Origin of the sequence: Nostoc piscinale CENA21 (genome assembly GCF_001298445.1) — a bacterium.
GTDB classification, from domain to species: Bacteria; Cyanobacteriota; Cyanobacteriia; order Cyanobacteriales; family Nostocaceae; genus Nostoc_B; species Nostoc_B piscinale_A.
This window is the reverse complement of sequence record NZ_CP012036.1, coordinates 2,345,244-2,370,877: the sequence shown is the minus strand read 5'-3', so window position 1 is coordinate 2,370,877 and position 25,634 is coordinate 2,345,244. Positions and strand designations below refer to the sequence as shown.

The window sequence follows — 25,634 nt, the reverse complement described above, 5'->3', positions numbered from 1 at the left end:
TCTGTTATACTTTTTTACATTTATTAATTAGCATCTATGAGCAATCTCAAGAAATGGAAAATCCTGCAATCAAAAATGGTACTAAACCATCCTTGGTGCAGAATCAGGCAAGATAAAATTGAATTACCTAACGGTAAGGTTATTGATGATTATTTTGTCAGTATTAAACCAGAAATTGCCATTATTTTGCCAATTACCAGTAATCAAGAAATTGTTTTCGTTAGGCAATACCGACACGCAGTCGCAGATTTTTTTATAGAATTACCAGCCGGACATTTTGATCCTACCCAAGAAAGTGCAGAAATCGCCGCTATTCGAGAATTACAAGAAGAAACTGGTTATCTTGCTCAACAAGTTAAAAAAGTCACTGTTTTTTATGACAAACCCAGCAAAGATACCAACCGCATACATTTATTTTTAGCTGAGAATGTCATGAAAGTTGGTGAGCAAAATTTAGATATTACAGAAGAAATTGAAGTAATCTTAATTCCAGTATCAGAAGTATTAGATAAAATTCATCAAGGTAAAATTTCAGTTTCAGGAACTATTGCGGCTTTATTTTTAGGTTTAAACCTGATGAAACAACTTTAATAACTATTAATAAAAAATAGCGATCGCATCTATAATTCAGAACAGCGATCGCCAAAATATTAATCCAGTAAATCAAACAGTTTGAGAATTGATAGATATATGCACCCGAAACTAAAAGTTTCTCTTTCCCTGATAACATCGGCAATAAAATGTAAGAACTTAGAATTCAAACATCTTCTCAGAGTTTGATGAATAATATTATGAGAATATTCAAATTTATATCTAGCATACCCTTAATTTATTCATGATTCTGAATTCTGCCCAGGAAATTAATTAGCCACCTGTTTTTTCGACTTCATTCTTAAAGCTAATGCAAGTGTAGCCGCAATCCCAACAACTGCGCTTGGTTCAGGAACAGAAGTTGTATCATTTGCATATTTGGCACTGGATAAGTTATTGACAGATTCTGCATTAGTGATATCAACTAACATTTTTTCAGTGTTGTCACTGTAAAAAATATCATTAACTGCCAAGAATAAAAACTTAGCGTTGGTGGGAATCTTAATTGTCATCTCGCCTAAGATTCCGAATACACCATTAAACAATGTTTTTTGACCGCAAGTTCTATTAACATCACTTAAAGTTTCTCCATTACACATATAAGCACCTTTTGATTCATCGTAAGTAGAACCTGCTTGCTTAGTGGTGTCAAATAAAGTGTTAGAAGTCCAGTTTGCTTCTGTATAGCCATACTTACTCGCATCTTCAGCATCAAGGCTAATAGCATCAGCTACACGCTGTTGAAAAGACGAATCAAGTAGTGTATCTGACGCACTGAAAACCCCAATCATATCGTTTCTTTGTCCAGGGTTCCAAACACTCCAATTAAATGCACCAGAAGTAGTTAAACGAATTGTGTTTCCAGCTTCCAGACCTAAATCAGCTAAAGAGATGGCTTTAGTATTACCTGCAATTGTCTGAACATTATTGTAATAAGTTGTATCAGACTGGGTTTTCAAAAAAGTGTAGGTAGAGTCAATTTCAAAAGAAGCTGCTTGGGCTTTAGCATTGAATAAAGTACCCAATCCAACCAAGCTAGAAACCATTAAAATACGCCAGATTCTGTTCATGTTCTTATACTTATTGCCGACTTCTCTAGCATAAGTAATAAGTTCCATATAATGTATAAATTATCTTGTGTCTTCGGCGAATTTAGAATAAACTTTATACTGCTATTTTGGGGTATTTTCTCAGTATATTTCTTTGTCTACTAATTTCAAATAAATAACATTTTAAGACTTCGTTATCAGTACTTTTACGACGGGACACTTACAAGTTATCGAAACTTATTATGTTTCTCTATCTCGAATTTATTCACCACAAATTGGCTATCAGCCAAGAGAACTAATGATTCTGCTATGAGATAACCAGTTAAAAGGCAGATATTAAACAAAGTACGATCACCATTCAATAAAAAAACTGGGCGATCGCACCCATAACACCAACTAGCGATCGCCCAAATATAAATCTAAAACTGATCTGGACTGAGAAAAGGTAGATAATATTACTGTCATATCACCCTATTACCTTTCACCTGCTATCCAAACAAGCTCTTCAACTTAAAACAATTTGAGCCTCAATTCTGACTTCCATCAATTTCTGGGCAAAACTCGTCAATTTGCAAAATTCTGATCATTTCGCACCCAGGATGTTTGAATAACAAATAAAATTCACTATTGGGCATTCTCAAGTTTTCAGGAATCAGCTGCGTCGGGATTGCTTCTGTTAGCACTAACCCATGTCCAGGAAAGAGAATAACGGTAATTTCGCCAGGAAGTAGACATCCTAATACTCTTGCGAAGACACGCACATAAAAGTCTGGATGGTCTTCATATCGCATATCAATTTCCAAAGCGAACAAAACTTTGTATTTCTACCACAACCATAAAGTTAAACAAGCGCATAGGCGTTTTGTTTTAACGGAATTTGAATCACAAACGCTGTTCCTTGACCAAAGGTGGAAAAACAAGTCAATTTGCCATGATGTCTTTCGACAATTATCTGATGGCTAATTGACATACTAATTCCTGTACCCTTACCAACTGGTTTTGTCGTGAAAAATGGATCAAAAATGTGTGGCTGAAGCTGTTCAGGAATCCCCACTCCATTATCTTTGATAGTGATTTCTACCCATTTGTCCGCCGTTAAAGAAGTTTTAACTGTAATTTGAGGTGGGTTATCTTGAATTTGTGAATGGGATGTTTGCGTAATTTTCTCTTCTAAGGTATCTATCGCATTTGTGAGAATGTTTAGCACTACTTGATTGAGTGAACTAGGATAACACTCTACAGTCGGTAAATTACCATAATCTTTGCTCACCTTAATTTCTGGACGCTCTGGTTTTGCTTGCAGGCGGTGATGCAAAATCATGAGTGTACTATCAATACCTTCGTGAATATTCACCACTTTCAGTTCCGCTTCATCCAAACGCGAGAAATTTCGTAATGATAATACAATTTGTTGGATGCGATCGCATCCGGCATTCATTGAGTTTAAGATTTTTGGTAAATCTTCTTGCAGAAAGTCTAAATCAACCTCTTTAATTAGCCTGTGAATGGGCAATGGTAAAACCGGAAAATGAACTTGGTAAGCATTGACAATGCTCAATAAATAATTTGCATATTCTTCAACATAAGTCAAGTTGCCGTGAATAAAGCTAATAGGATTATTAATTTCATGTGCAACCCCAGCTACTAATTGTCCTAAACTTGACATCTTTTCTTGTTGGACTAACTGCATCTGCATCTGCTTTAATTCTGCCATTGTGGTTTCCAAAAGTTGATTCTTGCTTTCCAGTTCGATTTTTGAGGCGAATATCTGACTGAAACAAGCAAGTAAATCAAAACTTTTATAGAAGCTGAGAAAGCGTAATGCAATCACAACTGTCAACAAATCCGCTATTGCTTGCCAAAAATGTGAATTAACCAAACCCAGCATTCCCACCACATGCAAGCCATGACCAAAAGCGCAACTGAAGAAAATCCCAGCTACGGTAACTACCAGTGGGTCAACACCTGCTTGTCGATTACGCCACACCCCATAACCAATGACACTACTAATAATGAAATAACAACAAGAGATGACTAAATTTTCCCCCGCTATTAACCTACCGATTTGATCAGCATTCAAAAAATGATTCATAAATCTACTAGTACCCTAAAGCCCTCAGATCCTTAAAGTACCCATTTGCTCACTCATAATTGATATAAATGTTTACAATAGGTATTTTTTTATTTCTGCGAAGTTAAAATATTACTAATATCAAGCTAAAAAACTGATATTACTATAGTGGGCGATCACCACAGGTTTACGGTATGGGTGCAATATTGGGGTGTTTTCCCGCGTAATAAACAATAACCTTCAATTGCTGCTCATCAGGAATGTAAAATACTCTGTCTCCTTTTGTGACTTCATATTCCCATACTCCTTTGTAAGTTTTACCCTTCAAAGGAAAAACACGTCCTGGCTGTCTAGTTGTTGGAGTAGAACATAAATCCTCATAACAGCGCAGAGAGTTTTCTGGATGACGTTGTATTAAAGCTTCCCAGTCCCGATTAACTCGACGATTTTTAGCTACTACCAACCAAGTGCTTTCTCTCTCAGATAATGCAGGAGCAGTCAATTTCACTTCAGGCGGCTCTACATTTTCTACTATGGGGTTTTCTTCTTGGTTATCTGACATACACCCTTACTCAGCACTATGAGCAGATGGTTTGGTTAATGGTATTTCATCAGTTTCAGCACTAAAAGCTGCTGCTAGTTCAGGGCTAAATATAGCAATAGCACTTTCATACCATTCATGGATGAGCGCCTCAATCATCTCCCATGCTGTAGTTGAAGAATCTATCAACCGAAACGCTTCACTTAGCTCCTTAATAAACTCTTGCAAATCATCCGCATCAAACACACTCAACCATCCATAAGGATGTTCAACGCCGATTTCTTTTCCTAGTAATAAAGAAAAAGCAACAGTTAATGCTTCAAAGACGGCTTGACTTTGGGTAGCTGCTTTCACCAAAGAAGTTACTTCCTCTCGACGCAACAAAGCAAAAGCCTGATCATTGCGAGTAATTGTCACCGGACGTTCTAAAGCTTTGTCTAGCACTCGCCCAGGCTGACGATTTAACTCAGTGGCGGTAATTAGCTCATCTGAGTAAATATTGCCAAAATTGCCTAAAACCATAAGTTATGTGTTTTCAGCCAAGGAGATTTCATGAAATTATTGACTACGTATAATTGTACGTACTATTTTTAAAGGGTCAATAGGGTTATCTTAGTTGCTATGACCTTAGATTTATTGAATATTTATCAAAGGTATTATTGCGCGTATGTTAATCGCAATGGCATGTTTATAAATATAATCGCAACTTCTCCCAAAAAATAAGCGATCACCGCAGGTTTAAGGTGTAGTTGCAATTTTGTTTTTTACTTGATGTTGAGTAGTCTGATCAAGTAAAAGCCCGGTGACTACTCGCCGAGGATATTAAAAAATAAAATGATTATATGATCCACATTATCAGCCGTAAACTGCTTCGAGAATTCTGCCAAACACACGCTGATTCGTGCGAAGCACTTGATGACTGGTTTCGGACTGCAAGCAAAGCAAGCTGGACTAATCTAATTGAGGTTCAAGCAGTCTACCCAAAAGCTGAAGCTGTTAGTAACTTTACAGTTTTTAATATTAAAGGCAACAAATATCGCTTAATTACCAGTATTAATTACGAAAAGCAGGTTATCTATATCAAGTACGTTTTGACTCATGCCAATTATGACAAAGACGACTGGAAGCATGACCCATACTATTAATTCCACAATTTACGGTGAGTTATTGTTACACTATCAACCCCGTATCATCAAAACTGAGTCAGAAAATGAGCAATTTTTGGCAGTGGTTGAAGAATTATTGGCTCGTCCTGACTTGAGTCCAGAAGAAGATATCTTGTTAGAACTATTAGTCAAACTCATCGAAGACTTTGAAGCAAAGCACTATCAACTTAATGCTTCAACCCCTGGTTCTAGACTTTTGCATTTGATGGATGCTCGAAACTTACAGCCATCTGACTTGGTGGAAGTACTGGGTTCAAGTGAGATAGTGAATAGGTTACTTGATGGAGAGCAAGAAATAACAAAGGAACAGGCTAAGGTTTTAGGACAGTTTTTTCACGTCGAGCCGGAGTTATTTTGCTCATGAAAAACAAAGGCGATCGCACTCTCATATAAAAAGCGATCGCATCTATGAAATCAGAAATGCGATCGCCCTTGTTGTAATCCAAAAAATTACACAGCCTGAGAACTAACTGCGAAGGTAGCTGTCAAAGGCTTCCATTTGAAAGCACGACTACCGCCTCTTTCCACCACTACTTTGACTTTGGGTTCCAATTTAGGCAATTCTGCCAAAAACTCAACTTCTTGGTCAGATAAAATATGCCCTTCAATAATCCACAGCACCAAACCCTTAGATTTGGGTGGTAACTGTTCTAGCTGATAGTTAACAATTGGGGGTAAATAGTAGACACTACCCACAGCCGCACCACTACCAGTACTTTTCTTACCCAAGTGAGGTGGTCTGACACCATGAACTCCAGTGAGATAGGCAGCCACATCGCCCAATCCCCTAGCAGTCATATTCAAAGTCACATAGCCAGCAGCACGCAGTCGGCGGCGATATCGACCTTCAAAACCTCCCTCTAAAGGGACGTACGTACCGAGAGCGCCAAATTTCTCCAAATCTCGGATTAAACCATTGCCAGTGGTAATCAGTGCCATAGATTTTCGTTTATCCTATCCCACTTACATATCTCTATTATTTACTGTTAAGTAAAATATTTAAGGTGCAGTCCGATAGCAACTACTCAAAAACTTGCCAAAGTCTTGCCCGACAAGAGAAATCGCATCCAAAAGCTGATTTATGCACTCAATAATATAGATATGGTCTGGGCTATCCAAAGCATGATCCACAACTCTCATAAAAATACTCGACAAACATCACACCCCTCATCTATAATGTGAGATTGTGACCAAACGGCCAAATCAAGCTTTCCTTGGTGAGTTGCATGAGCGTAACATCTAACCTCTGATTAAATAGAATCAAGTTAGAAGTTAAGCCAAGCTACCAAGAGACTGCTAAACTAAAAAAGCCTTGATGTTCACTAAATATAATGATGGCGAAGTCATCAAAGCCATAAGCCGGATACAATCTGGATTCTCTCTTGTAGCCCGGATCAACTAGGCAAAACCTTGAACAATAGTTTAAGGTAATCCTAAAGGTAGAAACTGAGTCGTAATACTAGTGCTGTAGTACAAAAGTCTTAGTTATAGGGATACTGAGTGGTAATTAACTACTTAAGTCCTTCTACAACAAGGAGGCCATCACAAACGCAGCCTCCGAGAAGTGCCTAAGCAAATGCTTGGACGAGAGCATTGCTGCACAAAAAGCAAAGCTTTAGAGCATTGCCTTAAAACCAGAGATTTGTGATTCCATTTGGAAGCAACTCTTGGCTGTTCTAGTAAGCAACTGAATTCAAGTAAACGGATTCAACCAAAATTTAGGGAACGGTTTTTGTTTTCTGGATAAGAGAAAGCAACACTAGTTGCTGGAAATTACTGAGGATCGTCCTCCCTCAGTCAGAACATCACCGAGCATCCCGATGAATCTGCTCAGTAAGTAAAAAGGAGAACCAGTTACTGTGTCTGTAGGTATTCTCGGCACCAAGCTGGGCATGACCCAAATATTTGACGAGGCAGGAGTAGCAATTCCTGTCACAGTCGTTCAAGCAGGGCCATGCACTGTTACACAAGTTAAAACCAAACAAACTGACGGTTACGCCGCCATTCAGCTTGGTTATGGCGAAGTCAAGCCAAAAGCTCTAAATAAACCCGTATTGGGCCACTTAGCTAAATCATCAGCGCCAGCTTTACGTCACCTAAGTGAATTTCGCACAGATAATTCTGGCGAGTATACATTAGGTCAAGAAATCAAGGCAGATATTTTTAGTGCTGGTCAAATTGTAGATGTAATTGGTACAAGTATCGGTCGCGGTTTTGCAGGCAACCAAAAGCGGAATAACTTTGGTCGCGGGCCAATGTCTCACGGTTCTAAAAACCACAGAGCGCCCGGTTCCATTGGTGCTGGTACAACACCCGGTCGTGTGTATCCAGGAAAAAGAATGGCAGGGCGCTTAGGTGGTACTCGCGTCACCATTAGTAAATTGACAGTTGTGCGTGTAGACGCAGAACGCAACTTATTACTCATTAAAGGCGCAATTCCTGGTAAACCAGGTTCCTTAGTGAGTGTTGTACCCGCAAAGAAAGTTGGTAAATAGTCAATCGTCAATGGTCATTAGTCATTGGTTATTAGCTGAAGACAAATGACAAAGGACTAATGACAAAAGACAAATGACAAAGGACAAAAAAAATGGTTGAGACTGTAGTTAAAAACTGGCAAGGAGATGAAGTCGGACAAAAGACGTTCGACTTGCGGGTTGCCAAAGAAGAAACAGCGGCCCATATTGTACACCGCGCCTTGGTTAGACAAACAACCAATGCTCGTCAAGGAACCGCTAGTACAAAAACTCGCGCAGAAGTTAGAGGTGGTGGCCGCAAACCTTGGCGGCAAAAAGGCACAGGTCGCGCTCGTGCTGGTTCGATTCGTTCGCCCTTATGGCGTGGTGGTGGTGTGATTTTTGGGCCTAAACCCAGAGATTACGACCTGAAAATGAACCGGAAAGAACGACGGTTGGCATTACGCACAGCCTTCATTAGCCGTGCTGAAGACTTGATTGTGGTCGAAGAATTTAGCAACGAACTGTCTCGTCCGAAAACTAAAGATTTAGTTGCAGCTTTAGCGCGTTGGGGAGCAAGCCCAGAACAAAAGACACTCTTAATTTTGTCTGAGATTGCCGAAACCGTTTATCTGTCAGGACGCAACATAGAGAACTTAAAAATTATTGCAGCAGATCAGTTGAATGTTTATGACCTGCTGCACGCTGACAAGCTTGTAGTTACAGCACCAGCATTAGAAAAAATTCAGGAGGTCTACAATGGCTAAGGTTGCGCCCCGTGATCTGCCTGACTTGGTGCGTCGCCCGATTGTCACCGAAAAAGCAACGATTCTGATGGAACAGAATCAATACACTTTTGAAGTAGTCCTAAAAGCTACCAAGCCAGATATTAAAGCAGCGATCGAAGACTTGTTTCAAGTCAAAGTAGTCAAAATCAATACTGCTACACAGCCGCGAAAAAAAACGTCGTGTTGGCAAATTTATTGGCTACAAACCCCAATATAAGAAAGCAATTGTCACCGTCTCACCTGGGGACGCACAAAAGATTAGACAGATTCTATTCCCAGAGGTCTAACAAAAAATGGGTACTCGTTCTTATCGCCCTTATACCCCCAGTACTCGTCAAGTTACAATCTCCGACTTTTCGGAAATTACTAAAAAAGAGCCAGAAAAGTCTCTGACGGTGTACATCCATCGCGCCAAAGGTCGCAACAATCAAGGGCGGATAACCAGCCGTCGTCGGGGTGGCGGCCATAAAAGACTTTATCGAATTATTGATTTTAAAAGAGATAAGCGTAACATTCCCGCTACAGTGTTAGCGATCGAGTATGATCCCAACCGCAATGCTCGTATTGCCTTGCTGCAATATCAGGATGGGGAAAAACGCTATATCCTCCAACCGAATGGATTGACTGTAGGTAAAACCTTAATGGCTGGCCCTGAGTCGCCAATTGAAGATGGTAATGCCTTACCACTGGCAAACATTCCTTTAGGTACAAACGTACATAACGTAGAACTAACTGCTGGTAAAGGTGGACAAATTGTCCGTGCTGCTGGTGCAACAGCACAAGTAGTTGCTAAAGAAGGTAATTATGTCACCCTCAAGCTGCCTTCTGGGGAAGTGCGGATGATACGGCGTGAATGCTACGCTACCATCGGGCAAGTAGGCAACACCGATGCGAGAAACCTGAGTGCTGGTAAAGCAGGACGCAATCGCTGGAAAGGTCGCCGTCCGAAAGTTAGAGGTAGCGTCATGAACCCAGTGGATCACCCACATGGTGGTGGTGAAGGTAGAGCGCCCATTGGTCGTTCCGGCCCAGTCACACCTTGGGGTAAACCAGCATTGGGAGCCAAGACACGCAAACCCAAGAAACCTAGCAGTAGGTTGATTGTGCGCCGTCGTCGTAAATCTTCTAAGCGCGGTCGTGGTGGTCGTCAGTCTTAAAATTTTAGATTTCAAATTTTGGATTTTAGATGGAAAAACTATCTAAAGTCCAAATAAATAAATCCAAAATCCCAAATCCTAAAACCGAAATTTAACTATGGGTCGTTCACTAAAAAAAGGGCCTTTCGTTGCCGATCATTTACTCAGCAAAATTGAAAAGCTGAACGAAAAAAACGAAAAGCAAGTTATTAAAACTTGGTCAAGAGCCTCAACAATTCTGCCCCAGATGGTGGGACATACGATCGCTGTTCACAATGGCAGACAACACGTCCCTGTGTTTATCAGCGATCAGATGGTAGGCCATAAGTTGGGAGAATTCGCCCCAACACGCACCTACAGGGGTCATGGCAAAAGTGACAAGAAAGCGGGTAGATAGTCATTAGTTATGAGTCATTAACTAAATAAAAATAATGACTTATGACAACAATGGAGAAAAACATGGCAACTAATACTACAGAAGTAAAAGCGATCGCCCGTTATATACGCATGTCTCCCTTTAAAGTGCGTCGTGTACTCGATCAAATTCGGGGGCGGTCTTACAGAGAAGCGTTAATTATCCTGGAATTCATGCCTTATCGGGCTTGTGAGCCAGTTCTGAAACTAATCAGAAGCGCAGCCGCAAATGCTGAACACAATGCAGGTCTAGACCGCGCTCAACTGGTAATTACTCAAGCTTACGCTGATCAAGGCCCAGTCCTAAAACGTTTCCAACCTAGAGCGCAAGGTCGAGCTTACCAAATTCGCAAACCTACATGTCACATCACAGTAGCTGTAGCTGCTGGTGAGACTGCGGAATAATTACCAGAACTTTAGAGGAAGCATTTGTGGGACAAAAAATTCATCCAGTTGGCTTTCGCCTTGGAATTACCCAAGAACACCAATCCCGGTGGTACGCAGATCCTGAACGCTATCCAGAACTTTTACAAGAAGATTACAAACTGCGTAATTACATCGAACAAAAACTGGGTAGACTCGCTCAAAATAACGCTGGCATTTCCGAAGTCAGAATTGAGCGCAAAGCAGACCAAATTGATTTGGAAGTACGCACAGCCCGCCCTGGTGTAGTTGTAGGTCGTGGTGGACAAGGTATCGAATCCTTACGCACTGGACTGCAAGATTTATTAGGCGGTACTCGTCAAATTCGGATCAACGTCGTCGAAGTCCAAAGAGTTGATGCTGATGCTTACTTGATTTCGGAATACATCGCCCAACAATTAGAACGTCGGGTTTCCTTCCGTCGCGTAGTCCGCCAAGCAATTCAACGGGCGCAACGTGCTGGTATTCAAGGAATTAAAATTCAAGTCAGCGGACGGCTCAATGGTGCGGAAATTGCGCGGACAGAGTGGACGCGCGAAGGTAGAGTACCTCTACACACCTTACGGGCTGATATTGACTACGCTTACTGCACAGCTAAAACCATTTACGGTATTTTGGGCATCAAAGTGTGGGTATTTAAAGGAGAAATTATTCCTGGACAGGAAGAAACTCAACCCCAACCCGCCGCCACCCGCGAACGTGAACCACGTCGCCGTCAACAACAGCGTCGTCGTCAGCAGTTTGAAGACCGTTCCAATGAAGGGTAAAAGATGAAGGCGGAAGGATAAAAAAATTTATCTTTCACACTTCACACTACCTTCGGGAAGCCGCGCCAAGCGCGTCTACACACTTCATAGTTCACACTTCATAGTCATGTTAAGTCCTAGAAGAACTAAATTCCGCAAACAACAGCGCGGGCGAATGGCGGGTCTAGCCCACCGGGGTAGCACCCTCAACTTTGGAGATTTTGCTCTCCAAGCCCAAGAACCAGCTTGGATTACCTCTCGGCAAATCGAAGCTTCCCGTCGGGCGATGACTCGTTATATCCGTCGGGGTGGTAAAATCTGGATTCGGATTTTTCCAGATAAACCTGTTACTATGCGTCCGGCAGAAACACGGATGGGTTCTGGTAAAGGTAATCCAGAATTTTGGGTGGCAGTAGTTAAGCCAGGGCGGATTATGTTTGAAATCGCTGGTGTTTCTGAAGAAATCGCCCGTGAAGCTATGCGCCTAGCTGCATACAAACTGCCAATTAAAACCAAATTTATTGTGCGCTCTCAGATAGAAGAGGAGCAGGAGTAGGTCATGCCGCTTCCCAAGATTTCAGAAGCTAGAGAATTAAGTGACGAACAATTAGCCGCGGAAATTGCCGCCACTAAAAAAACAACTGTTTCAGTTGCGCTTGCAAAAAGCAACCAGACAACTAGAAAAACCTCACCAATTCCGCCATGCTCGCCATCGCCTCGCCCAACTGTTGACAGTAGAGGGAGAACGCAAACGGGCAGCAGCAAGTCAAACTCCTAAAGAAGAGAACTAAGAGATTATGGCAATCAAAGAACGAGTTGGCTTGGTAGTGAGCGACAAAATGCAAAAAACGGTGGTAGTTGCCATCGAAAACCGCGCTCCCCATCCCAAATACGGCAAGATTGTAGTGAAAACCCGCCGCTATAAAGCTCACGATGAAGAAAACAAATGCAAAGTGGGCGATCGCGTGCGGATTCAGGAAACCAGACCCCTGAGCAAAACCAAACGCTGGCAAGTCACAGAAATCCTCAACACTAAAAACTCATAAGTTGTTACTTCACTAACAACTGCACAAGGGAGACTAATTGTGATTCAACCCCAAACTTACTTAAATGTGGCAGATAACAGCGGCGCACGGAAACTAATGTGTATCCGGGTGTTAGGCGCAGGTAATAGCCGTTACGGTTTTATCGGCGACAGAATTATTGCCGTTGTCAAAGATGCCATTCCCAACATGGCTGTGAAAAAATCAGATGTTGTGGAAGCTGTGATTGTTCGCACCCGCCATAACATCCGTCGTGATAGCGGTATGACCATTCGCTTTGATGATAACGCCGCTGTGATCATCAATAAAGAAGGTAATCCTAGAGGTACACGGGTATTCGGCCCAGTAGCAAGGGAACTCCGCGACAAGAACTTTACTAAAATTGTTTCTCTGGCTCCGGAGGTGCTTTAATGGCTATCCAAAAGGAAAAAGTATTCCATAAAATGCACGTCAAAACTGGTGACACCGTGCAAATAATTGCTGGCAAAGACAAAGGCAAAGTTGGTGAAGTAATTAAAGCATTGCCCGAACTAAGCAAAGTCATTGTTAAAGGTGTCAACATTAAGACAAAGCACGTTAAACCCCAACAAGAAGGGGAATCTGGACGGATTGTTAACCAAGAGTACCCAATCCACAGTTCTAACGTGATGCTCTATTCCACAAAACAAAATGTCGCTAGTCGCGTTTGTTACACCTTTACCCCCGAAGGCAAGAAGGTGAGAAAACTCAAAAAAAACTGGCGAGATTATTGATTAAGGATGAAGTTTCAAGTCTGAAGTAGAAATATTACTTATTTTATCTTCATTCTTCATAATCTTCCCTGACCAAGCCCAGGGATCTCAGGACAAAAACTATGGCGACAACAAGACTCAAAACTTTATATCACGAGACAATCGTCCCGAAACTCACAAATCAGTTTCAATACACCAACATTCATCAAGTACCGAAGTTGGTCAAAGTGACTGTTAACCGAGGTTTGGGCGAAGCAGCACAAAACGCTAAAGCTTTAGAAGCTTCTATCAACGAAATTGCCCTCATTACTGGTCAAAAGCCTGTAGTGACAAGAGCAAAAAAAGCGATCGCAGGCTTTAAAATCCGTCAAGGTATGCCTGTTGGGATCATGGTCACTCTCAGAGGCGCGAAAATGTATGCTTTTCTCGACCGCCTCATCAGCTTGACACTACCGAGAATCCGTGACTTTCGCGGTATTAGCCCAAAAAGCTTTGACGGTCGTGGTAACTATACTCTAGGTGTAAGAGAACAGCTAATCTTTCCAGAAGTCGAATACGATAGCATTGATCAAATTCGTGGTCTGGATATTTCGATTATTACTACAGCAAAAAATGACGAAGAGGGCCGCGCTTTACTCAAAGAATTGGGAATGCCCTTTCGCGATCAATAAGTTCATCTAAAGAGGGAACGATGGCGGCTAACGACACAATTGCAGATATGCTGACGCGCATCCGCAATGCCAACATGGCAAGGCATCAAACAACACAAGTGCCAGCCACTAAAATGACCCGTAGTATTGCTAAAGTACTACAAGAAGAAGGATTTATTTCAGAATATACAGAAACCGGAGAAGGCGTAAAACGGCACCTGGTGATTTCTCTAAAATACAAAGGGAAAAATCGTCAGCCTTTGATTACTGCCCTCAAACGGATTAGTAAACCTGGTTTACGTGTTTATTCCAACCGAAAAGAACTACCCAGAGTATTAGGCGGTATCGGTATTGCCATTATTTCTACCTCCAGTGGCATTATGACTGACCGTGAAGCTCGCCGTCAGAATTTGGGTGGTGAAGTACTTTGCTACGTCTGGTAGTCATTAGTCATTTGTCATCAGTATTCAAGACAAAAGACAAAAGACAAATAACAAAGGACAAAAGATCATGTCTCGTATTGGTAAAAGACCAATTACTATTCCCTCCAAAGTGCAAGTCACTATTGATGGCACAAAGGTTGTGGTCAAAGGCCCCAAAGGTGAGCTTTCACGGGATCTACCTGTTCAAGTAACAGTAAACCAAGAAGGCGAAACCTTACAAGTAGTTCGCAAAGATGATTCCCGTACCTCTCGCCAAATGCACGGTTTAAGCCGGACATTGGTAGCCAACATGGTAGAGGGAGTTTCCCAAGGTTTTCAACGTCGTTTGGAAATTCAAGGGGTTGGTTATCGCGCCCAAGTACAAGGACGCAACCTGGTGTTAAACATGGGTTTCAGTCACCAAGTACATATTGAGCCACCAGATGGAATTCAATTTGCAGTAGAAAATAACACTAACGTCATCGTTAGTGGTTATGACAAAGAAGTAGTCGGTAATACAGCTGCTAAGATTCGTGCCGTCCGACCACCAGAACCCTATAAAGGTAAAGGTATTCGCTATGCGGGTGAAGTAGTCAGACGCAAAGCTGGTAAGACCGGAGGTAAAGGTAAGAAATAAGCATGAAACTTACTCGTAGAGAATCCAAACAGCGCCGCCACCGCCGCGTCCGTGGTAGAGTTAGCGGCTCTCCAGAACGCCCACGCCTAGCCGTATTTCGTTCTAACCAACATATTTACGCCCAAGTAATTGATGATACTCAGCATCATACTTTAGTGGCAGCCTCAACTTTAGATGCAGAATTAAAAGCAAATTTAGCATCTGGCGCTAACTGCGAAGCCTCAGCACAAGTTGGTAAGTTAATTGCAGCACGCGCATTAGAAAAAGGCATTACCAAAGTAGTTTTTGATCGTGGTGGTAACTTATATCACGGCCGCATCAAAACACTGGCGGATGCAGCACGCGAAGCTGGTTTAGATTTTTAAAGTCATTAGTCATTAGTCATTAGTCATTGGTCATTAGGTAAATGACAAAGGACAAATGACAACTGACAAATGACAATTGACAAATGACATTTAGAGAGCATGAATTATGGCAACAGGTCGTCGTAAAGCTAACCGCGCAAAAAAAGAAGAAACCAACTGGCAAGAGCGGGTAATCCAAATCCGACGTGTGAGCAAGGTAGTTAAGGGTGGTAAAAAACTCAGCTTCCGGGCAATTGTCGTTGTTGGTAACGAACGTGGTCAAGTCGGTGTGGGAGTAGGGAAAGCCTCAGATGTTATCGGTGCTGTGAAAAAAGGCGTAGCCGATGGCAAAAAACACCTAATCGACATTCCAATTACAAAATCTAATTCCATTCCTCATCCGATTGATGGTGTTGGTGGCGGTGCAAAAGTCATCATGCGTCCAGCTGCACCTGGTACTGGTGTAATTGCTGGCGGTGCCGTGCGGACAGTATTGGAATTAGCAGGAGTTCGCAACGTTCTTGCTAAACAACTTGGTTCTAACAACCCACTTAACAATGCTAGAGCCGCTGTTAATGCTCTATCTACCCTACGTACTTTAGCAGAAGTTGCTGAAGACCGTGGTATTGCTATTGACAAACTCTACATTTAGTAGAGCTTCACTGACAGAGTTCTTGTACACAATACAAATAACATCATGAGACTCAACGATGTTAAGCCTCAAAAAGGCTCCAAAAAAACGCCGTCGCCGTGTAGGTAGAGGCATTTCTGCTGGTCAAGGTGCCAGTGCCGGTCTAGGTATGCGGGGTCAAAAATCTCGCTCTGGTAGTAGTACCAGGCCAGGGTTTGAAGGTGGTCAACAGCCATTGTACCGCCGGATACCAAAGCTGAAAGGCTTTCCAGTTGTGAATCGCAAGATTTACACTACGATAAATGTAGAGAAGTTATCTTCTCTACCTGCCAACACAGAAGTAACATTGGAATCCTTAAAAGCAGCTGGGATTTTAACCTCTGCCAAAGGTCCATTGAAAATTTTGGGTAATGGGGAATTGAACGTTGCCCTCAACGTCAAAGCGGCAGCTTTCACAGGTCAAGCTCGTAGCAAAATTGAGGCAGTTGGAGGAAGTTGTGAAGTTTTAGGGTGAAGCCTAACCGCGCACATAAATACCTGCCAACTTGCTTCCAGTGCCTGGTTCACGACAAAGGTAGCACTCTATGATCAGTCGAGATAAAGCCCCAACGGCTCAAGAAACTTTTATGCAGATGGCACAAGCAGCTGGGCTAAGAGGCAGGCTGCTTGTCACTGTCGGTATTTTAATTTTGGTTCGCCTAGGTATCTTTTTACCTGTACCTGGAATTGATAGAAATAGATTCCATGATGCCATTTCCGGCAGTAATTCCATATTTGGTTTATTGGATATCTTTTCTGGGCGTGGACTTTCTACTTTGGGAGTCTTTGCTTTAGGGATTCTGCCCTTTATTAATGCGTCCATTATCATCCAATTACTGACTGCGGCTATCCCATCTTTAGAAAATTTACAGAAAAATGAAGGTGAAGCAGGACGGCGGAAAATTTCACAAATTACGCGCTATGTGACTGTAGGTTGGGCAATTCTCCAAAGTACAGCGTTTTCTGCCTTCTTCTTGCAACAATTTGCTTTAACTCCTGGCCCTCTATTTGTAGCTGAAACTGCAATCGCGCTGACCGCAGGTTCTATGTTTGTTATGTGGGCATCCGAACTGATCACAGAACGAGGTATTGGTAACGGTGCATCACTGTTGATTTTTGTCAACATTGTCGCTTCGCTACCTAAATCTCTAGGCGACACCATCGACTTGGTACAAGTTGGCGGTCGAGAAATCGTGGGTCGGGTAATTGTGCTGGTGTTGGTCTTCTTAGCCACCATCGTGGGCATTGTCTTTGTGCAGGAAGGTATTCGCCGCATCCCAATCATTTCGGCTCGTCGTCAAGTAGGTAGAAGAGTTTTGGCAGAACAGCGTAGCTATCTACCCCTACGGCTCAACTCTGGTGGTGTGATGCCAATTATTTTTGCGGCTGCCATTTTGAGTTTGCCATTGCTAATTGCCAACTTTACAAAAAATCCTGACTTGGCAAATATTGTCAATACCTATCTCAGCCCTGGTGGTTCTGCACCTTGGGTATATGCCCTAGTGTATTTAACTTCCATTGTTTTCTTCAGCTACTTCTACTCTTCATTGATTGTGAACCCAGTTGATGTAGCGCAAAACTTGAAAAAAATGGGTTCGAGTATTCCTGGTATTCGTCCAGGAAAAGCGACCAGTGAGTATATCGAGCGAGTTATTAACCGCTTAACTTTCTTGGGAGCTATCTTTTTAGGCTTGGTTGCGATTATTCCTACCGCCGTGGAAAGTGCGTTGAAAGTACCAACCTTCAAGGGACTGGGTGCTACTTCATTGTTAATTCTAGTTGGTGTGGCAATTGACACCGCAAAACAAGTCCAAACCTACGTTATTTCTCAGCGTTATGAAGGAATGGTGAAACAATAGTGACGCGACTAATCTTCTTGGGGCCACCGGGTGCGGGCAAAGGAACTCAAGCTCAGGTTTTGGCAGAACACCTGCATATCCCTCATATTTCCACTGGTGAAATCTTGAGGCAAGCAATGAAGGAGCAAACTCCTTTGGGGGTAAAAGCTCAAAGTTATGTTGATAGCGGTGAGTTAGTTCCTGATCAATTGGTGCAAGACTTAGTGGAGGAACGTCTCGGTCAATCAGATGCCAAATCTGGATGGATTCTAGACGGTTTTCCTCGCAAAGTTACGCAAGCAGCTTTTTTAGAAGCATTGTTGGCAAAAACTGCTCAAGGTGGCGAAAGAGTAGTTAACTTAGATGCACCAGATGATATTGTGATTTCGCGGTTGCTGGCTAGGGGAAGAAAAGATGATACCGAAGAGGTGATTCGTCGTCGCCTAGAAGTGTACCGCAATGAAACTGCACCTTTGATCAACTACTATAGTGAACGCCAAAGGCTGTTAACAGTCAATGGTAATCAATCCCAAGAAGAAGTCACTAGTGAATTGAAACAAATTTTAGCCTCCTAGCTGGAGATGCAGGAGTAGTCATGGGGAAGAATAAAACTCACCACTCACTACTCCCAATTCTTCACTGAACTTGAGCAAGAGAATGCTGATCAATTTTAGCTAAGATATATTAATAAACTGTTGATATATTTCTCAAATTGTGTTCTCTTGCAGATTAAAGCTGCCAGCGAACCAAAAACTGTTGAGTTGAGGAACAAAAAAGTTGTCTAAACAAGATTTGATTGAAATGGAAGGTACTGTTACTGAGTCCTTGCCGAACGCGATGTTTCGTGTAGACCTGGACAATGGTTTTAACGTACTAGCCCACATTTCTGGAAAAATTCGCCGCAACTATATCAAAATTTTGCCAGGCGATCGCGTCAAGGTTGAACTCACTCCCTACGACCTGACAAAAGGCCGAATTACCTATAGATTGCGGAAAAAATAATTAAATCCAGAAAAAATTAGTTATATGTGAAGGATCTTACCATAAAATCAACTTGTTGGGAGATTCTCATTTACTTAACTGTAATATTTTTCGAGAAATGCTATAATTTTATATTTGGAGTCAATTAAGAAAGGCATGAAAGTCAGAGCCTCTGTCAAAAAAAATTTGCGAAAAGTGTAACGTGATTCGCCGTCGTGGTCGCGTTATGGTGATTTGCTCTAACCCCAAGCATAAACAACGTCAAGGATAACACTCTCAGTATTGGGGAGTTAACCGTGACTGGGAAAAATCACCAAAAAAAATCCTAGATGTGGCATATCAAGCACCCACATCTTAACCAAGAGAAATTGCGAGAACAACAGGGAGAGATTTATTGTGGCACGTATTGCCGGCGTAGACCTGCCACGCGATAAACGCGTAGAGATTGGTCTAACTTACATTTATGGAATTGGATTATCAAGGTCGCAGGAAATTCTGGCGGCTACAAGTGTCAATCCAGACACTCGTGTGAAAGACTTAAGTGATGCCGATGTCGCAGCCCTACGTGCAGAAATAGAAAGTAACTATCAAGTAGAAGGTGACTTGCGGCGCTTGGAAGGCATGAACATCAAGCGTCTAATTGACATCGGTACCTACAGAGGTCGCCGCCATCGGATGGGTTTACCAGTCAGAGGACAAAGAACTCGTACTAATGCTAGAACCCGCCGTGGCAGAAGGCAGACAGTGGCTGGTAAGAAGAAGGCTCCTGGCAAATAATTGTTCATTGCTTGCTCAACAGAGCAAGTTTTTCCTTAAATTAACTAAACAAATATGGCGAGACAACCAACTAAAAAAACTGGGAGTAAAAAGCAAAAGCGGAACGTACCTAACGGACTTGCTTACATCCAATCTACTTTCAACAATAGCATTGTCACCATCACTGATCAAAACGGCGATGTTATTTCTTGGGCAAGTGCTGGTTCCAGTGGTTTTAAGGGAGCTAAAAAAGGAACTCCCTTCGCAGCCCAAACTGCTGCTGAAAGCGCCGCCCGTCGAGCGATTGACCAAGGAATGCGTCAAATTGAAGTGATGGTCAGTGGCCCTGGTGCTGGTAGAGAAACTGCGATTCGCGCACTGCAAGGAGCAGGACTGGAGATTACCCTGATTCGGGATATTACCCCCATTCCTCACAATGGTTGCCGTCCACCAAAGCGCCGTCGAGTCTAGATCAAACTTGTTGGGTAATAAATACCAGAAGTTGCAATTAAAAATTCACTTGTGATAGCTACTAAAGTTTTGGTTTTTAGCTATCAAGCAGAGTAAAGAGTAAATAACTTCTGGATGCTTGGGTGGTAAAAAGCAAGTTAGCTCTTCCTGGAGGGAGAGCTGCTGCACTATCCGCAACACCATATTAATTATGGATAATCGCCCACAAGCTTCATCAGCAGGTCAGTTACCCTCACTAGATTTGAGTCGTTTGATCAGCCGGAAGCAAGCCGAGGGCAAAAGTAAATTGAATAGGCAATTAATTGCTAGCAGCACCTTAATTAAGGGAGGCTACTCCGTGGCGCAGTTTCAAATTGAATGTGTAGAGTCAAGTACAGAAGAAAGTCGGAGTCATTACAGTAAGTTTGTCTTAGAACCCCTAGAGCGCGGTCAAGGCACAACTGTGGGTAATGCACTGCGACGGGTGTTGTTGTCCAACTTGGAAGGAACAGCCGTAACCGCAGTGCGAATTGCAGGTGTTACCCACGAGTTTGCCACAGTTCCGGGTGTGCGGGAAGACGTGCTAGAAATCTTGATGAGAATGAAAGAAGTTATTCTCAAGAGCTACTCTTCTCAACCCCAAATTGGTAGATTGCTTGTAACTGGCCCAGCAACAGTTACAGCCGCTCATTTTGATTTGCCTAGTGAAGTTGAAGTAGTTGATCCTACCCAGTATGTTGCGACTCTCGCTGAGGGCGGTAAGCTGGAAATGGAGTTTCGCATCGAACGCGGTAAGGGTTATCGTACCGTAGAACGAGGACGGGAAGAAGCTACTTCTTTGGACTTTTTGCAAATCGACTCGGTATTTATGCCAGTGCGAAAAGTCAACTACAGTGTTGAAGAAGCCCGTGCGGACGGCTCGATTACCAAAGACAGACTGTTATTAGAAGTTTGGACAAATGGCAGTGTCTCTCCCCAAGAAGCACTATCCTCAGCAGCCAGTATTTTGGTAGATTTATTCAACCCACTGAAGGATATTTCTTTAGAACCAACAGATATTGGTTCTGATGTTCCAGACGACCCAACTGCTCAAATTCCTATCGAAGAATTGCAACTTTCTGTGCGGGCATACAACTGTCTCAAACGCGCACAAGTTAATTCTGTGGCAGACTTGTTGGACTTTACCCAAGAAGATTTGCTAGAAATCAAAAACTTTGGTCAAAAATCGGCGGAAGAGGTTGTGGAAGCGTTGCAACGACGCTTGGGTATTACCTTACCGCAGGAAAGAAGCTCCAAACACAGCTAAAGCAAAACCTTTCATAGTTCATAGTCCACTATTATGCGTCACCGTTGTCGAGTTAAAAAACTTGGTAAACCAGCTGACCAGCGTCGCGCTCTGTTGCGTACCTTAACAACTGAGCTAGTTCGTCATGGTCGAATTACCACCACTTTGATTAGAGCGAAAGCTTTGCGGAGTGAAGTAGATAAAATGATTACCTTAGCGAAAGACGGCTCCTTAGCATCTCGTCGGGCAGCTTTAGGTTACATATATGACAAGCAACTGGTTCATGCTTTGTTTGAACAAGCTCCTACTCGGTATGCTAATCGGAGTGGTGGTTATACCCGAATTATCCATACCATGCCTCGGCGTGGAGACAATGCCGAAATGGCAATTATTGAACTGGTTTAAGTCATGAGTCATTGGTCAAACTGACAAATGACAAAGGACAAAATCTGTATGCAAGAAATTAACCAGCCGCAACAAACTCAAAGAGTTGCCTTGGTAATTCAATACCTGGGAACTCATTTTCATGGCTGGCAAAGGCAAAAGGGGCAGCGTACAGTCCAAGAAGAAATCGAAACAGCGATCGCGACTATTCTTGGTCATCATGTCACACTACATGGTGCAGGACGTACTGATGCTGGCGTTCATGCTGCTGCACAAGTAGCCCACTTTGATGCTACAGGTTTAATTCCGGCCCAGAAATGGGCAACAGTTCTCAATAGTTATCTGCCACAAGACATCATAATTAGGGCTTCAGCACCAGTAAGTAACGCTTGGCACGCGCGGTTTAGTGCGGCTTATCGGCGATACCGCTACACGATATACACGGAAAAACGACCAAATTTGTTCATTAAACCCTTTAGTTGGCATTATTATCATGAGCCACTGGATGAATTATTGATTCAGACTGCCATGAAACCTCTATTGGGCAAGCATCATTTAGCAGCTTTCCATCGTGCAGGCTCCAAGCGAAAACATTCTTGGGTAGAAGTACAAGCCGCAGAATGTCATCGTAGCGGGTCATTGCTTCATCTAGAAATTCAAGCAGATGGATTTTTATATGGCATGGTTAGGCTGCTGGTGGGAATGCTAGTACAAGTAGGTGCTGGACAGCGAACCCTGGCGAACTTCACCGAAATTTGGCAAGAAGAACGCCGAGAAGAAGTAAAATATGCCGCACCTGCTCAGGGTTTATGCTTGTTGCGCGTCGGCTATCCTGATTTTCCTTTTTCTTGTGATATTTGGTACGATACCCAGCCCAAATTTAGTTTTTAGTCATTGGTCATCAGTCATTACTCAATGACGTATGACAAAGGACAAATAACAAAGGACAAACACAAATGAGTAAAACCTACCTTCCGCCTCAAGATGCCCTTGAGCATGATTGGTACATAGTAGATGCTACTGACCTACGCCTTGGTCGCCTCGCTACCGAAATCGCTATGATTCTCCGAGGCAAAAAGAAACCGGAATATACACCTCATATAGACACAGGTGACTTTGTGATTGTGATTAATGCCGAGAAAATCGCAGTCACAGGTAAAAAACGGACTCAAAAATTATATCGTCGCCACTCTGGCCGTCCTGGTGGGATGAAGACCGAAACTTTTGCCAAGCTGCAACAGCGCATCCCCGAACGGATTATTGAACATGCTGTTAAAGGTATGCTACCGAAAAATAGCTTGGGTCGGCAGTTGTTTACTAAGCTGAAAGTTTATGCAGGGCCGACTCATCCCCACGCAGCCCAAAAACCTCAAGAATTAAAAATTAGTACAATTCCTGGAGAAAGCTAATGGTAGTAGCAGAAGCAAATAGCGGTCGCGCCGTGTACTGGGGTACTGGTCGCCGGAAATCAGCAGTAGCAAGAGTCCGCCTTGTCCCTGGTAGCGGTCAATTGACAGTTAATGGCAAGCCTGGAGATTTATACTTCCAGTTCAATGCCAATTATTTGGGAGTGATTAAAGCTCCTTTGGAAACACTTGGCTTAGAAACCGAATATGACATTTTGGTGAAAGCTGAGGGTGGTGGCTTGACTGGTCAAGCTGATTCTATCCGTTTGGGTGTGGCTCGTGCATTGTGCCAATTAGATCCAGAAAATCGCTCACCTTTGAAAACAGAAGGTTATCTCACCCGCGATCCCAGAGCTAAAGAGCGCAAAAAATACGGTTTGCACAAAGCTCGCAAAGCTCCTCAGTACTCCAAACGATAAGGGATTGGGTTTTGGGTCTTGGGAATTGGGTAATTTTTGTAGCCTCTAGTCCCTAGTCCCTAGTCTCTAGATTCCACTGAAAGTTATAATTTATATAGATTCACCACAAAAGGAACAATGGCTAAACCTGATATTCATCCCCAGTGGTATCCAGAAGCTAAAGTCTACTGCAACGGTCAAGTTGTGATGACTGTTGGTTCTACCAAACCAGAATTACACGTAGATGTTTGGTCTGGAAATCACCCTTTTTATACTGGTACTCAAAAGATTATCGACACAGAAGGTCGCGTAGAACGCTTTCTGCGGAAATACGGCAAGTCAAGCGAGCAAAGCTCCGGCGGCAAAAAGAAAAAGTAGCGGTTTGGCTCTGCTGTTAACGACGACCCTGCGAATGCTGGGTCGATTGTCATTTTTTGAGCCAAGTTGTTATTTGAAGGAGCGATCGCACTTATGGCTGAAACATACCTGCTGGAGAAACTTAAATCTGTTGAACAAACCTTTAATGAATTGACACGCCGCCTAGCCGACCCTGATACCGCAAAAAACCCTGATGAGTATCAGCAAGTAGCTAAGGCCCGTTCTTCTTTGGAAGAGGTAGTGAATACCTATGAAACTTGGAAAACAGCCCAAGCCGATTTAACTGGGGCGCGTCAAGTTTATAAAGAAGCAGCCAGTGACCCAGAAATGCAAGAAATGGCCGCACTGGAAGTTAGTGAACTGGAAGAAAAAATAGAATACTTAGAAAACCGCTTAAAAGTATTATTACTGCCCCGCGACCCCAACGATGAGAAGAATATCATGTTGGAAATTCGCGCTGGGACTGGTGGCGATGAAGCGAGTATTTGGGCTGGCGATTTGATGCGGATGTACACTCGCTACGCTCAAACTCAAGGTTGGAAAGTTTCGCTGGCGAGCGAATCTTTGGGAGAAATGGGCGGTTGGAAAGAAGTCATTCTGGAAATTAAAGGTGACAACGTTTACAGCCAGTTAAAGTTTGAAGCTGGAGTGCATCGCGTACAGCGTGTACCAGTCACAGAAGCTGGAGGACGGGTGCATACTTCAACCGCTACTGTCGCAATCATGCCAGAAGTGGATGATGTAGAAATTCACATCGACCCCAAAGATATTGAAATGACAACGGCTCGTTCTGGCGGTGCTGGTGGACAAAACGTCAACAAAGTGGAAACGGCGGTTGACTTGATGCACAAACCGACAGGAATCAGAATTTTCTGTACAGAAGAGCGTAGCCAGTTGCAAAACAAAGAACGGGCGATACAAATTTTGCGGGCGAAACTGTATGAAATGAAGTTACGCGAACAACAAGAAGCTGTAACTTCCATGCGGCGATCGCAAGTTGGTACAGGCTCGCGATCGGAAAAGATTCGCACTTATAACTATAAAGATAACCGTGTGACCGACCACCGCTTGGGTCAAAATTTCTCCTTAAACCCTGTTCTTGAAGGTGATTTAGAGACAGTAATTCAATCTTGTATCTCTCAAGATCAGCAGGAGCGTTTGGCAGAGTTAGCGGCTTCTGGTGCAATGAACTAATCTTTAGCTTGAGAATTAATTTAATTACGAACCGTCTGGGGTGTTGCGATATTTAACACACTAGACGGTTTTTTAATCAAAATTGATTTCCGCAAATATACATAAGTTACGCACATATAAATAGTTTTAAAATGGTGAGCATCAAATTTTTATAGGTGCAGCTATGTCATTGTTACGGAACGAACCTTTAGATTGGCAATCTCATCCAGAAACATCTTATATACCTGTTTATCATAAAGGTAGTTTAGTTGGTTTCTTTAAGCAAGAATATGTGAATGAAATTCTTTATTTTTTAAATGAAGAAGAAGTTTTAAAGAAAGCTCTCAAGAAAGCTTGTAGTGATTTACTAAAAAAGACTGGTGGGGATACAAGTAAGGTTAATTATTTAGTACAAAAATATATAAAGGTTAGTGAACGTCCTAAGTTTGGCACAAGAGCGATCGCACTTTTATTACAAGAGCGACAAAAAGAACTTGACCTGAACAATCAAGAATTTGTTAAATTCTGCGATACCTTTAAAATCTCTCCTACCGAACTCAATAGTATTTATGCAGGGGAACCCATTGATGATAATTTATTAGCCCCAATCTCACGGGTATTAGGGATAACTAGAGAGCGCGTGCAAGAAGTTAGGGATGGTGTCGAAGTCCAAAAGAGTACATAATTAGCTGTTAATATTATTTTCTCTG

37 protein-coding genes and 5 pseudogenes are annotated in these 25,634 nt (G+C 42.6%); 35 read left to right on the top strand and 7 right to left on the bottom strand.

Features of this window, described 5'->3' with window-relative positions:
* Positions 1-36: 36 nt before the first annotated feature.
* The gene (locus tag ACX27_RS10450; RefSeq protein ID WP_062291782.1) at positions 37-591 is read left to right on the top strand and encodes an NUDIX hydrolase; all 555 of its coding nucleotides are present in this window, start codon (positions 37-39) and stop codon (positions 589-591) included.
* 269 nt (positions 592-860) lie between these two features.
* Here the strand turns inward: ACX27_RS10450 and ACX27_RS10445 are convergent, their stop codons facing one another.
* The 5 genes from ACX27_RS10445 to ACX27_RS10425 form a co-directional block, all read right to left on the bottom strand.
* Positions 861-1,709: a hypothetical protein gene (locus tag ACX27_RS10445; RefSeq protein WP_062291779.1), complete on the bottom strand. Its 849-nt coding sequence runs from the start codon at positions 1,707-1,709 to the stop codon at positions 861-863.
* A gap of 458 nt (positions 1,710-2,167) precedes the next feature.
* Positions 2,168-2,431 (bottom strand): hypothetical protein, encoded by a 264-nt coding sequence (locus ACX27_RS10440; protein WP_062291776.1) that lies wholly within the window; start codon positions 2,429-2,431, stop codon positions 2,168-2,170.
* 50 nt (positions 2,432-2,481) lie between these two features.
* The gene (locus ACX27_RS10435) at positions 2,482-3,732 is read right to left on the bottom strand and encodes a sensor histidine kinase (RefSeq protein WP_062291773.1); all 1,251 of its coding nucleotides are present in this window, start codon (positions 3,730-3,732) and stop codon (positions 2,482-2,484) included.
* 166 nt (positions 3,733-3,898) lie between these two features.
* A complete protein-coding gene (locus tag ACX27_RS10430; RefSeq protein ID WP_062291762.1) occupies positions 3,899-4,273 on the bottom strand; it encodes a hypothetical protein in 375 nt (124 codons plus the stop codon).
* 6 nt (positions 4,274-4,279) lie between these two features.
* Positions 4,280-4,774 carry a hypothetical protein gene (locus tag ACX27_RS10425; protein WP_062291758.1) on the bottom strand — a complete coding sequence of 165 codons (495 nt, stop codon included), beginning with the start codon at positions 4,772-4,774 and terminating at the stop codon, positions 4,280-4,282.
* Between the two features lie 323 nt (positions 4,775-5,097).
* On the opposite strand from ACX27_RS10425, the gene ACX27_RS10420 reads away from it, so the two are divergent.
* Together ACX27_RS10420 and ACX27_RS10415 are read left to right on the top strand one after the other, a co-directional pair.
* Positions 5,098-5,397 (top strand): type II toxin-antitoxin system HigB family toxin, encoded by a 300-nt coding sequence (locus tag ACX27_RS10420; protein WP_062298268.1) that lies wholly within the window; start codon positions 5,098-5,100, stop codon positions 5,395-5,397.
* Positions 5,381-5,782, top strand: coding sequence for a helix-turn-helix domain-containing protein (locus ACX27_RS10415; RefSeq protein WP_062291755.1), 402 nt, complete (start codon positions 5,381-5,383; stop codon positions 5,780-5,782). Before ACX27_RS10420 ends, ACX27_RS10415 begins: the two co-directional genes overlap by 17 nt.
* Positions 5,783-5,868: 86 nt before the next feature.
* Here the strand turns inward: ACX27_RS10415 and ndhN are convergent, their stop codons facing one another.
* On the bottom strand, positions 5,869-6,357 hold the full coding sequence (gene ndhN, locus ACX27_RS10410; protein ID WP_062291752.1) for an NAD(P)H-quinone oxidoreductase subunit N: 489 nt from the start codon (positions 6,355-6,357) through the stop codon (positions 5,869-5,871).
* A gap of 60 nt (positions 6,358-6,417) precedes the next feature.
* Positions 6,418-6,558: a hypothetical protein gene (locus ACX27_RS32340; protein WP_158507364.1), complete on the bottom strand. Its 141-nt coding sequence runs from the start codon at positions 6,556-6,558 to the stop codon at positions 6,418-6,420.
* 719 nt (positions 6,559-7,277) lie between these two features.
* On the opposite strand from ACX27_RS32340, the gene rplC reads away from it, so the two are divergent.
* The 32 genes and pseudogenes from rplC (at position 7,278) to ACX27_RS10255 (ending at position 25,609) form a co-directional block, all read left to right on the top strand.
* Positions 7,278-7,913 carry a 50S ribosomal protein L3 gene (rplC, locus tag ACX27_RS10405; protein ID WP_062291749.1) on the top strand — a complete coding sequence of 212 codons (636 nt, stop codon included), beginning with the start codon at positions 7,278-7,280 and terminating at the stop codon, positions 7,911-7,913.
* Between the two features lie 92 nt (positions 7,914-8,005).
* Positions 8,006-8,638, top strand: coding sequence for a 50S ribosomal protein L4 (gene rplD, locus ACX27_RS10400; RefSeq protein WP_062291746.1), 633 nt, complete (start codon positions 8,006-8,008; stop codon positions 8,636-8,638).
* Positions 8,631-8,946: pseudogene (locus tag ACX27_RS10395) on the top strand (50S ribosomal protein L23). The gene rplD and the pseudogene ACX27_RS10395 overlap by 8 nt, the downstream one beginning before the upstream one ends.
* A 6-nt stretch (positions 8,947-8,952) precedes the next feature.
* On the top strand, positions 8,953-9,816 hold the full coding sequence (gene rplB, locus ACX27_RS10390) for a 50S ribosomal protein L2 (RefSeq protein ID WP_062291743.1): 864 nt from the start codon (positions 8,953-8,955) through the stop codon (positions 9,814-9,816).
* Positions 9,817-9,913: 97 nt separating this feature from the next.
* A complete protein-coding gene (gene rpsS, locus ACX27_RS10385) occupies positions 9,914-10,192 on the top strand; it encodes a 30S ribosomal protein S19 (protein WP_062291740.1) in 279 nt (92 codons plus the stop codon).
* A gap of 62 nt (positions 10,193-10,254) precedes the next feature.
* A complete protein-coding gene (rplV, locus tag ACX27_RS10380; protein ID WP_062291738.1) occupies positions 10,255-10,614 on the top strand; it encodes a 50S ribosomal protein L22 in 360 nt (119 codons plus the stop codon).
* 26 nt (positions 10,615-10,640) lie between these two features.
* Entirely contained in the window at positions 10,641-11,399 is a 759-nt protein-coding gene (gene rpsC / locus ACX27_RS10375) for a 30S ribosomal protein S3 (protein ID WP_062291735.1), read from the top strand.
* Between the two features lie 106 nt (positions 11,400-11,505).
* On the top strand, positions 11,506-11,934 hold the full coding sequence (rplP, locus tag ACX27_RS10370; RefSeq protein ID WP_062291731.1) for a 50S ribosomal protein L16: 429 nt from the start codon (positions 11,506-11,508) through the stop codon (positions 11,932-11,934).
* A gap of 3 nt (positions 11,935-11,937) precedes the next feature.
* Positions 11,938-12,169, top strand: a pseudogene (gene rpmC / locus ACX27_RS10365) (50S ribosomal protein L29).
* A 6-nt stretch (positions 12,170-12,175) separates the two neighbouring features.
* The gene (rpsQ, locus tag ACX27_RS10360; RefSeq protein ID WP_015113422.1) at positions 12,176-12,424 is read left to right on the top strand and encodes a 30S ribosomal protein S17; all 249 of its coding nucleotides are present in this window, start codon (positions 12,176-12,178) and stop codon (positions 12,422-12,424) included.
* A gap of 39 nt (positions 12,425-12,463) precedes the next feature.
* Positions 12,464-12,832 carry a 50S ribosomal protein L14 gene (rplN, locus tag ACX27_RS10355; RefSeq protein WP_062291728.1) on the top strand — a complete coding sequence of 123 codons (369 nt, stop codon included), beginning with the start codon at positions 12,464-12,466 and terminating at the stop codon, positions 12,830-12,832.
* Positions 12,832-13,177 (top strand): annotated as a pseudogene (gene rplX, locus ACX27_RS10350) (50S ribosomal protein L24). Before rplN ends, rplX begins: the two are co-directional and overlap by 1 nt.
* A gap of 97 nt (positions 13,178-13,274) precedes the next feature.
* Positions 13,275-13,823 (top strand): 50S ribosomal protein L5, encoded by a 549-nt coding sequence (rplE, locus tag ACX27_RS10345; RefSeq protein WP_062291725.1) that lies wholly within the window; start codon positions 13,275-13,277, stop codon positions 13,821-13,823.
* A gap of 20 nt (positions 13,824-13,843) precedes the next feature.
* On the top strand, positions 13,844-14,245 hold the full coding sequence (gene rpsH, locus ACX27_RS10340; RefSeq protein ID WP_062291721.1) for a 30S ribosomal protein S8: 402 nt from the start codon (positions 13,844-13,846) through the stop codon (positions 14,243-14,245).
* A gap of 67 nt (positions 14,246-14,312) precedes the next feature.
* On the top strand, positions 14,313-14,861 hold the full coding sequence (gene rplF, locus ACX27_RS10335; RefSeq protein ID WP_062291717.1) for a 50S ribosomal protein L6: 549 nt from the start codon (positions 14,313-14,315) through the stop codon (positions 14,859-14,861).
* Between the two features lie 2 nt (positions 14,862-14,863).
* Positions 14,864-15,226 (top strand): 50S ribosomal protein L18, encoded by a 363-nt coding sequence (rplR, locus tag ACX27_RS10330; protein ID WP_062291715.1) that lies wholly within the window; start codon positions 14,864-14,866, stop codon positions 15,224-15,226.
* Between the two features lie 106 nt (positions 15,227-15,332).
* Complete coding sequence (gene rpsE, locus ACX27_RS10325; RefSeq protein ID WP_062291712.1) at positions 15,333-15,857, top strand: 30S ribosomal protein S5; 525 nt, start codon at positions 15,333-15,335, stop codon at positions 15,855-15,857.
* A gap of 45 nt (positions 15,858-15,902) precedes the next feature.
* Positions 15,903-16,350: pseudogene (rplO, locus tag ACX27_RS10320) on the top strand (50S ribosomal protein L15).
* A gap of 70 nt (positions 16,351-16,420) precedes the next feature.
* Positions 16,421-17,734, top strand: coding sequence for a preprotein translocase subunit SecY (gene secY, locus ACX27_RS10315; protein ID WP_062291706.1), 1,314 nt, complete (start codon positions 16,421-16,423; stop codon positions 17,732-17,734).
* Positions 17,734-18,288 carry an adenylate kinase gene (locus tag ACX27_RS10310; protein ID WP_062291703.1) on the top strand — a complete coding sequence of 185 codons (555 nt, stop codon included), beginning with the start codon at positions 17,734-17,736 and terminating at the stop codon, positions 18,286-18,288. Before secY ends, ACX27_RS10310 begins: the two co-directional genes overlap by 1 nt.
* A gap of 202 nt (positions 18,289-18,490) precedes the next feature.
* On the top strand, positions 18,491-18,715 hold the full coding sequence (gene infA / locus ACX27_RS10305; protein ID WP_006276978.1) for a translation initiation factor IF-1: 225 nt from the start codon (positions 18,491-18,493) through the stop codon (positions 18,713-18,715).
* Positions 18,716-18,850: 135 nt separating this feature from the next.
* Positions 18,851-18,965, top strand: a pseudogene (gene rpmJ, locus ACX27_RS30815) (50S ribosomal protein L36).
* Between the two features lie 125 nt (positions 18,966-19,090).
* Positions 19,091-19,471 (top strand): 30S ribosomal protein S13, encoded by a 381-nt coding sequence (gene rpsM, locus ACX27_RS10300; RefSeq protein WP_062291702.1) that lies wholly within the window; start codon positions 19,091-19,093, stop codon positions 19,469-19,471.
* A gap of 54 nt (positions 19,472-19,525) precedes the next feature.
* A complete protein-coding gene (gene rpsK / locus ACX27_RS10295) occupies positions 19,526-19,921 on the top strand; it encodes a 30S ribosomal protein S11 (protein WP_015113409.1) in 396 nt (131 codons plus the stop codon).
* Positions 19,922-20,258: 337 nt separating this feature from the next.
* Complete coding sequence (locus tag ACX27_RS10290) at positions 20,259-21,206, top strand: DNA-directed RNA polymerase subunit alpha (RefSeq protein WP_015113408.1); 948 nt, start codon at positions 20,259-20,261, stop codon at positions 21,204-21,206.
* Positions 21,207-21,239: 33 nt separating this feature from the next.
* The gene (gene rplQ, locus ACX27_RS10285; RefSeq protein WP_062291698.1) at positions 21,240-21,590 is read left to right on the top strand and encodes a 50S ribosomal protein L17; all 351 of its coding nucleotides are present in this window, start codon (positions 21,240-21,242) and stop codon (positions 21,588-21,590) included.
* Positions 21,591-21,638: 48 nt separating this feature from the next.
* Entirely contained in the window at positions 21,639-22,460 is an 822-nt protein-coding gene (gene truA, locus ACX27_RS10280; protein ID WP_062291695.1) for a tRNA pseudouridine(38-40) synthase TruA, read from the top strand.
* A 65-nt stretch (positions 22,461-22,525) separates the two neighbouring features.
* Positions 22,526-22,978 carry a 50S ribosomal protein L13 gene (gene rplM, locus ACX27_RS10275; protein WP_062291692.1) on the top strand — a complete coding sequence of 151 codons (453 nt, stop codon included), beginning with the start codon at positions 22,526-22,528 and terminating at the stop codon, positions 22,976-22,978.
* Positions 22,978-23,394 carry a 30S ribosomal protein S9 gene (gene rpsI / locus ACX27_RS10270; protein ID WP_062291689.1) on the top strand — a complete coding sequence of 139 codons (417 nt, stop codon included), beginning with the start codon at positions 22,978-22,980 and terminating at the stop codon, positions 23,392-23,394. Before rplM ends, rpsI begins: the two co-directional genes overlap by 1 nt.
* Before the next feature lie 117 nt (positions 23,395-23,511).
* A complete protein-coding gene (rpmE, locus tag ACX27_RS10265; RefSeq protein WP_062291686.1) occupies positions 23,512-23,751 on the top strand; it encodes a 50S ribosomal protein L31 in 240 nt (79 codons plus the stop codon).
* Between the two features lie 93 nt (positions 23,752-23,844).
* A complete protein-coding gene (gene prfA / locus ACX27_RS10260) occupies positions 23,845-24,945 on the top strand; it encodes a peptide chain release factor 1 (protein WP_062291682.1) in 1,101 nt (366 codons plus the stop codon).
* Between the two features lie 163 nt (positions 24,946-25,108).
* Positions 25,109-25,609: a hypothetical protein gene (locus ACX27_RS10255; protein WP_062291679.1), complete on the top strand. Its 501-nt coding sequence runs from the start codon at positions 25,109-25,111 to the stop codon at positions 25,607-25,609.
* Positions 25,610-25,634 lie beyond the last annotated feature (25 nt).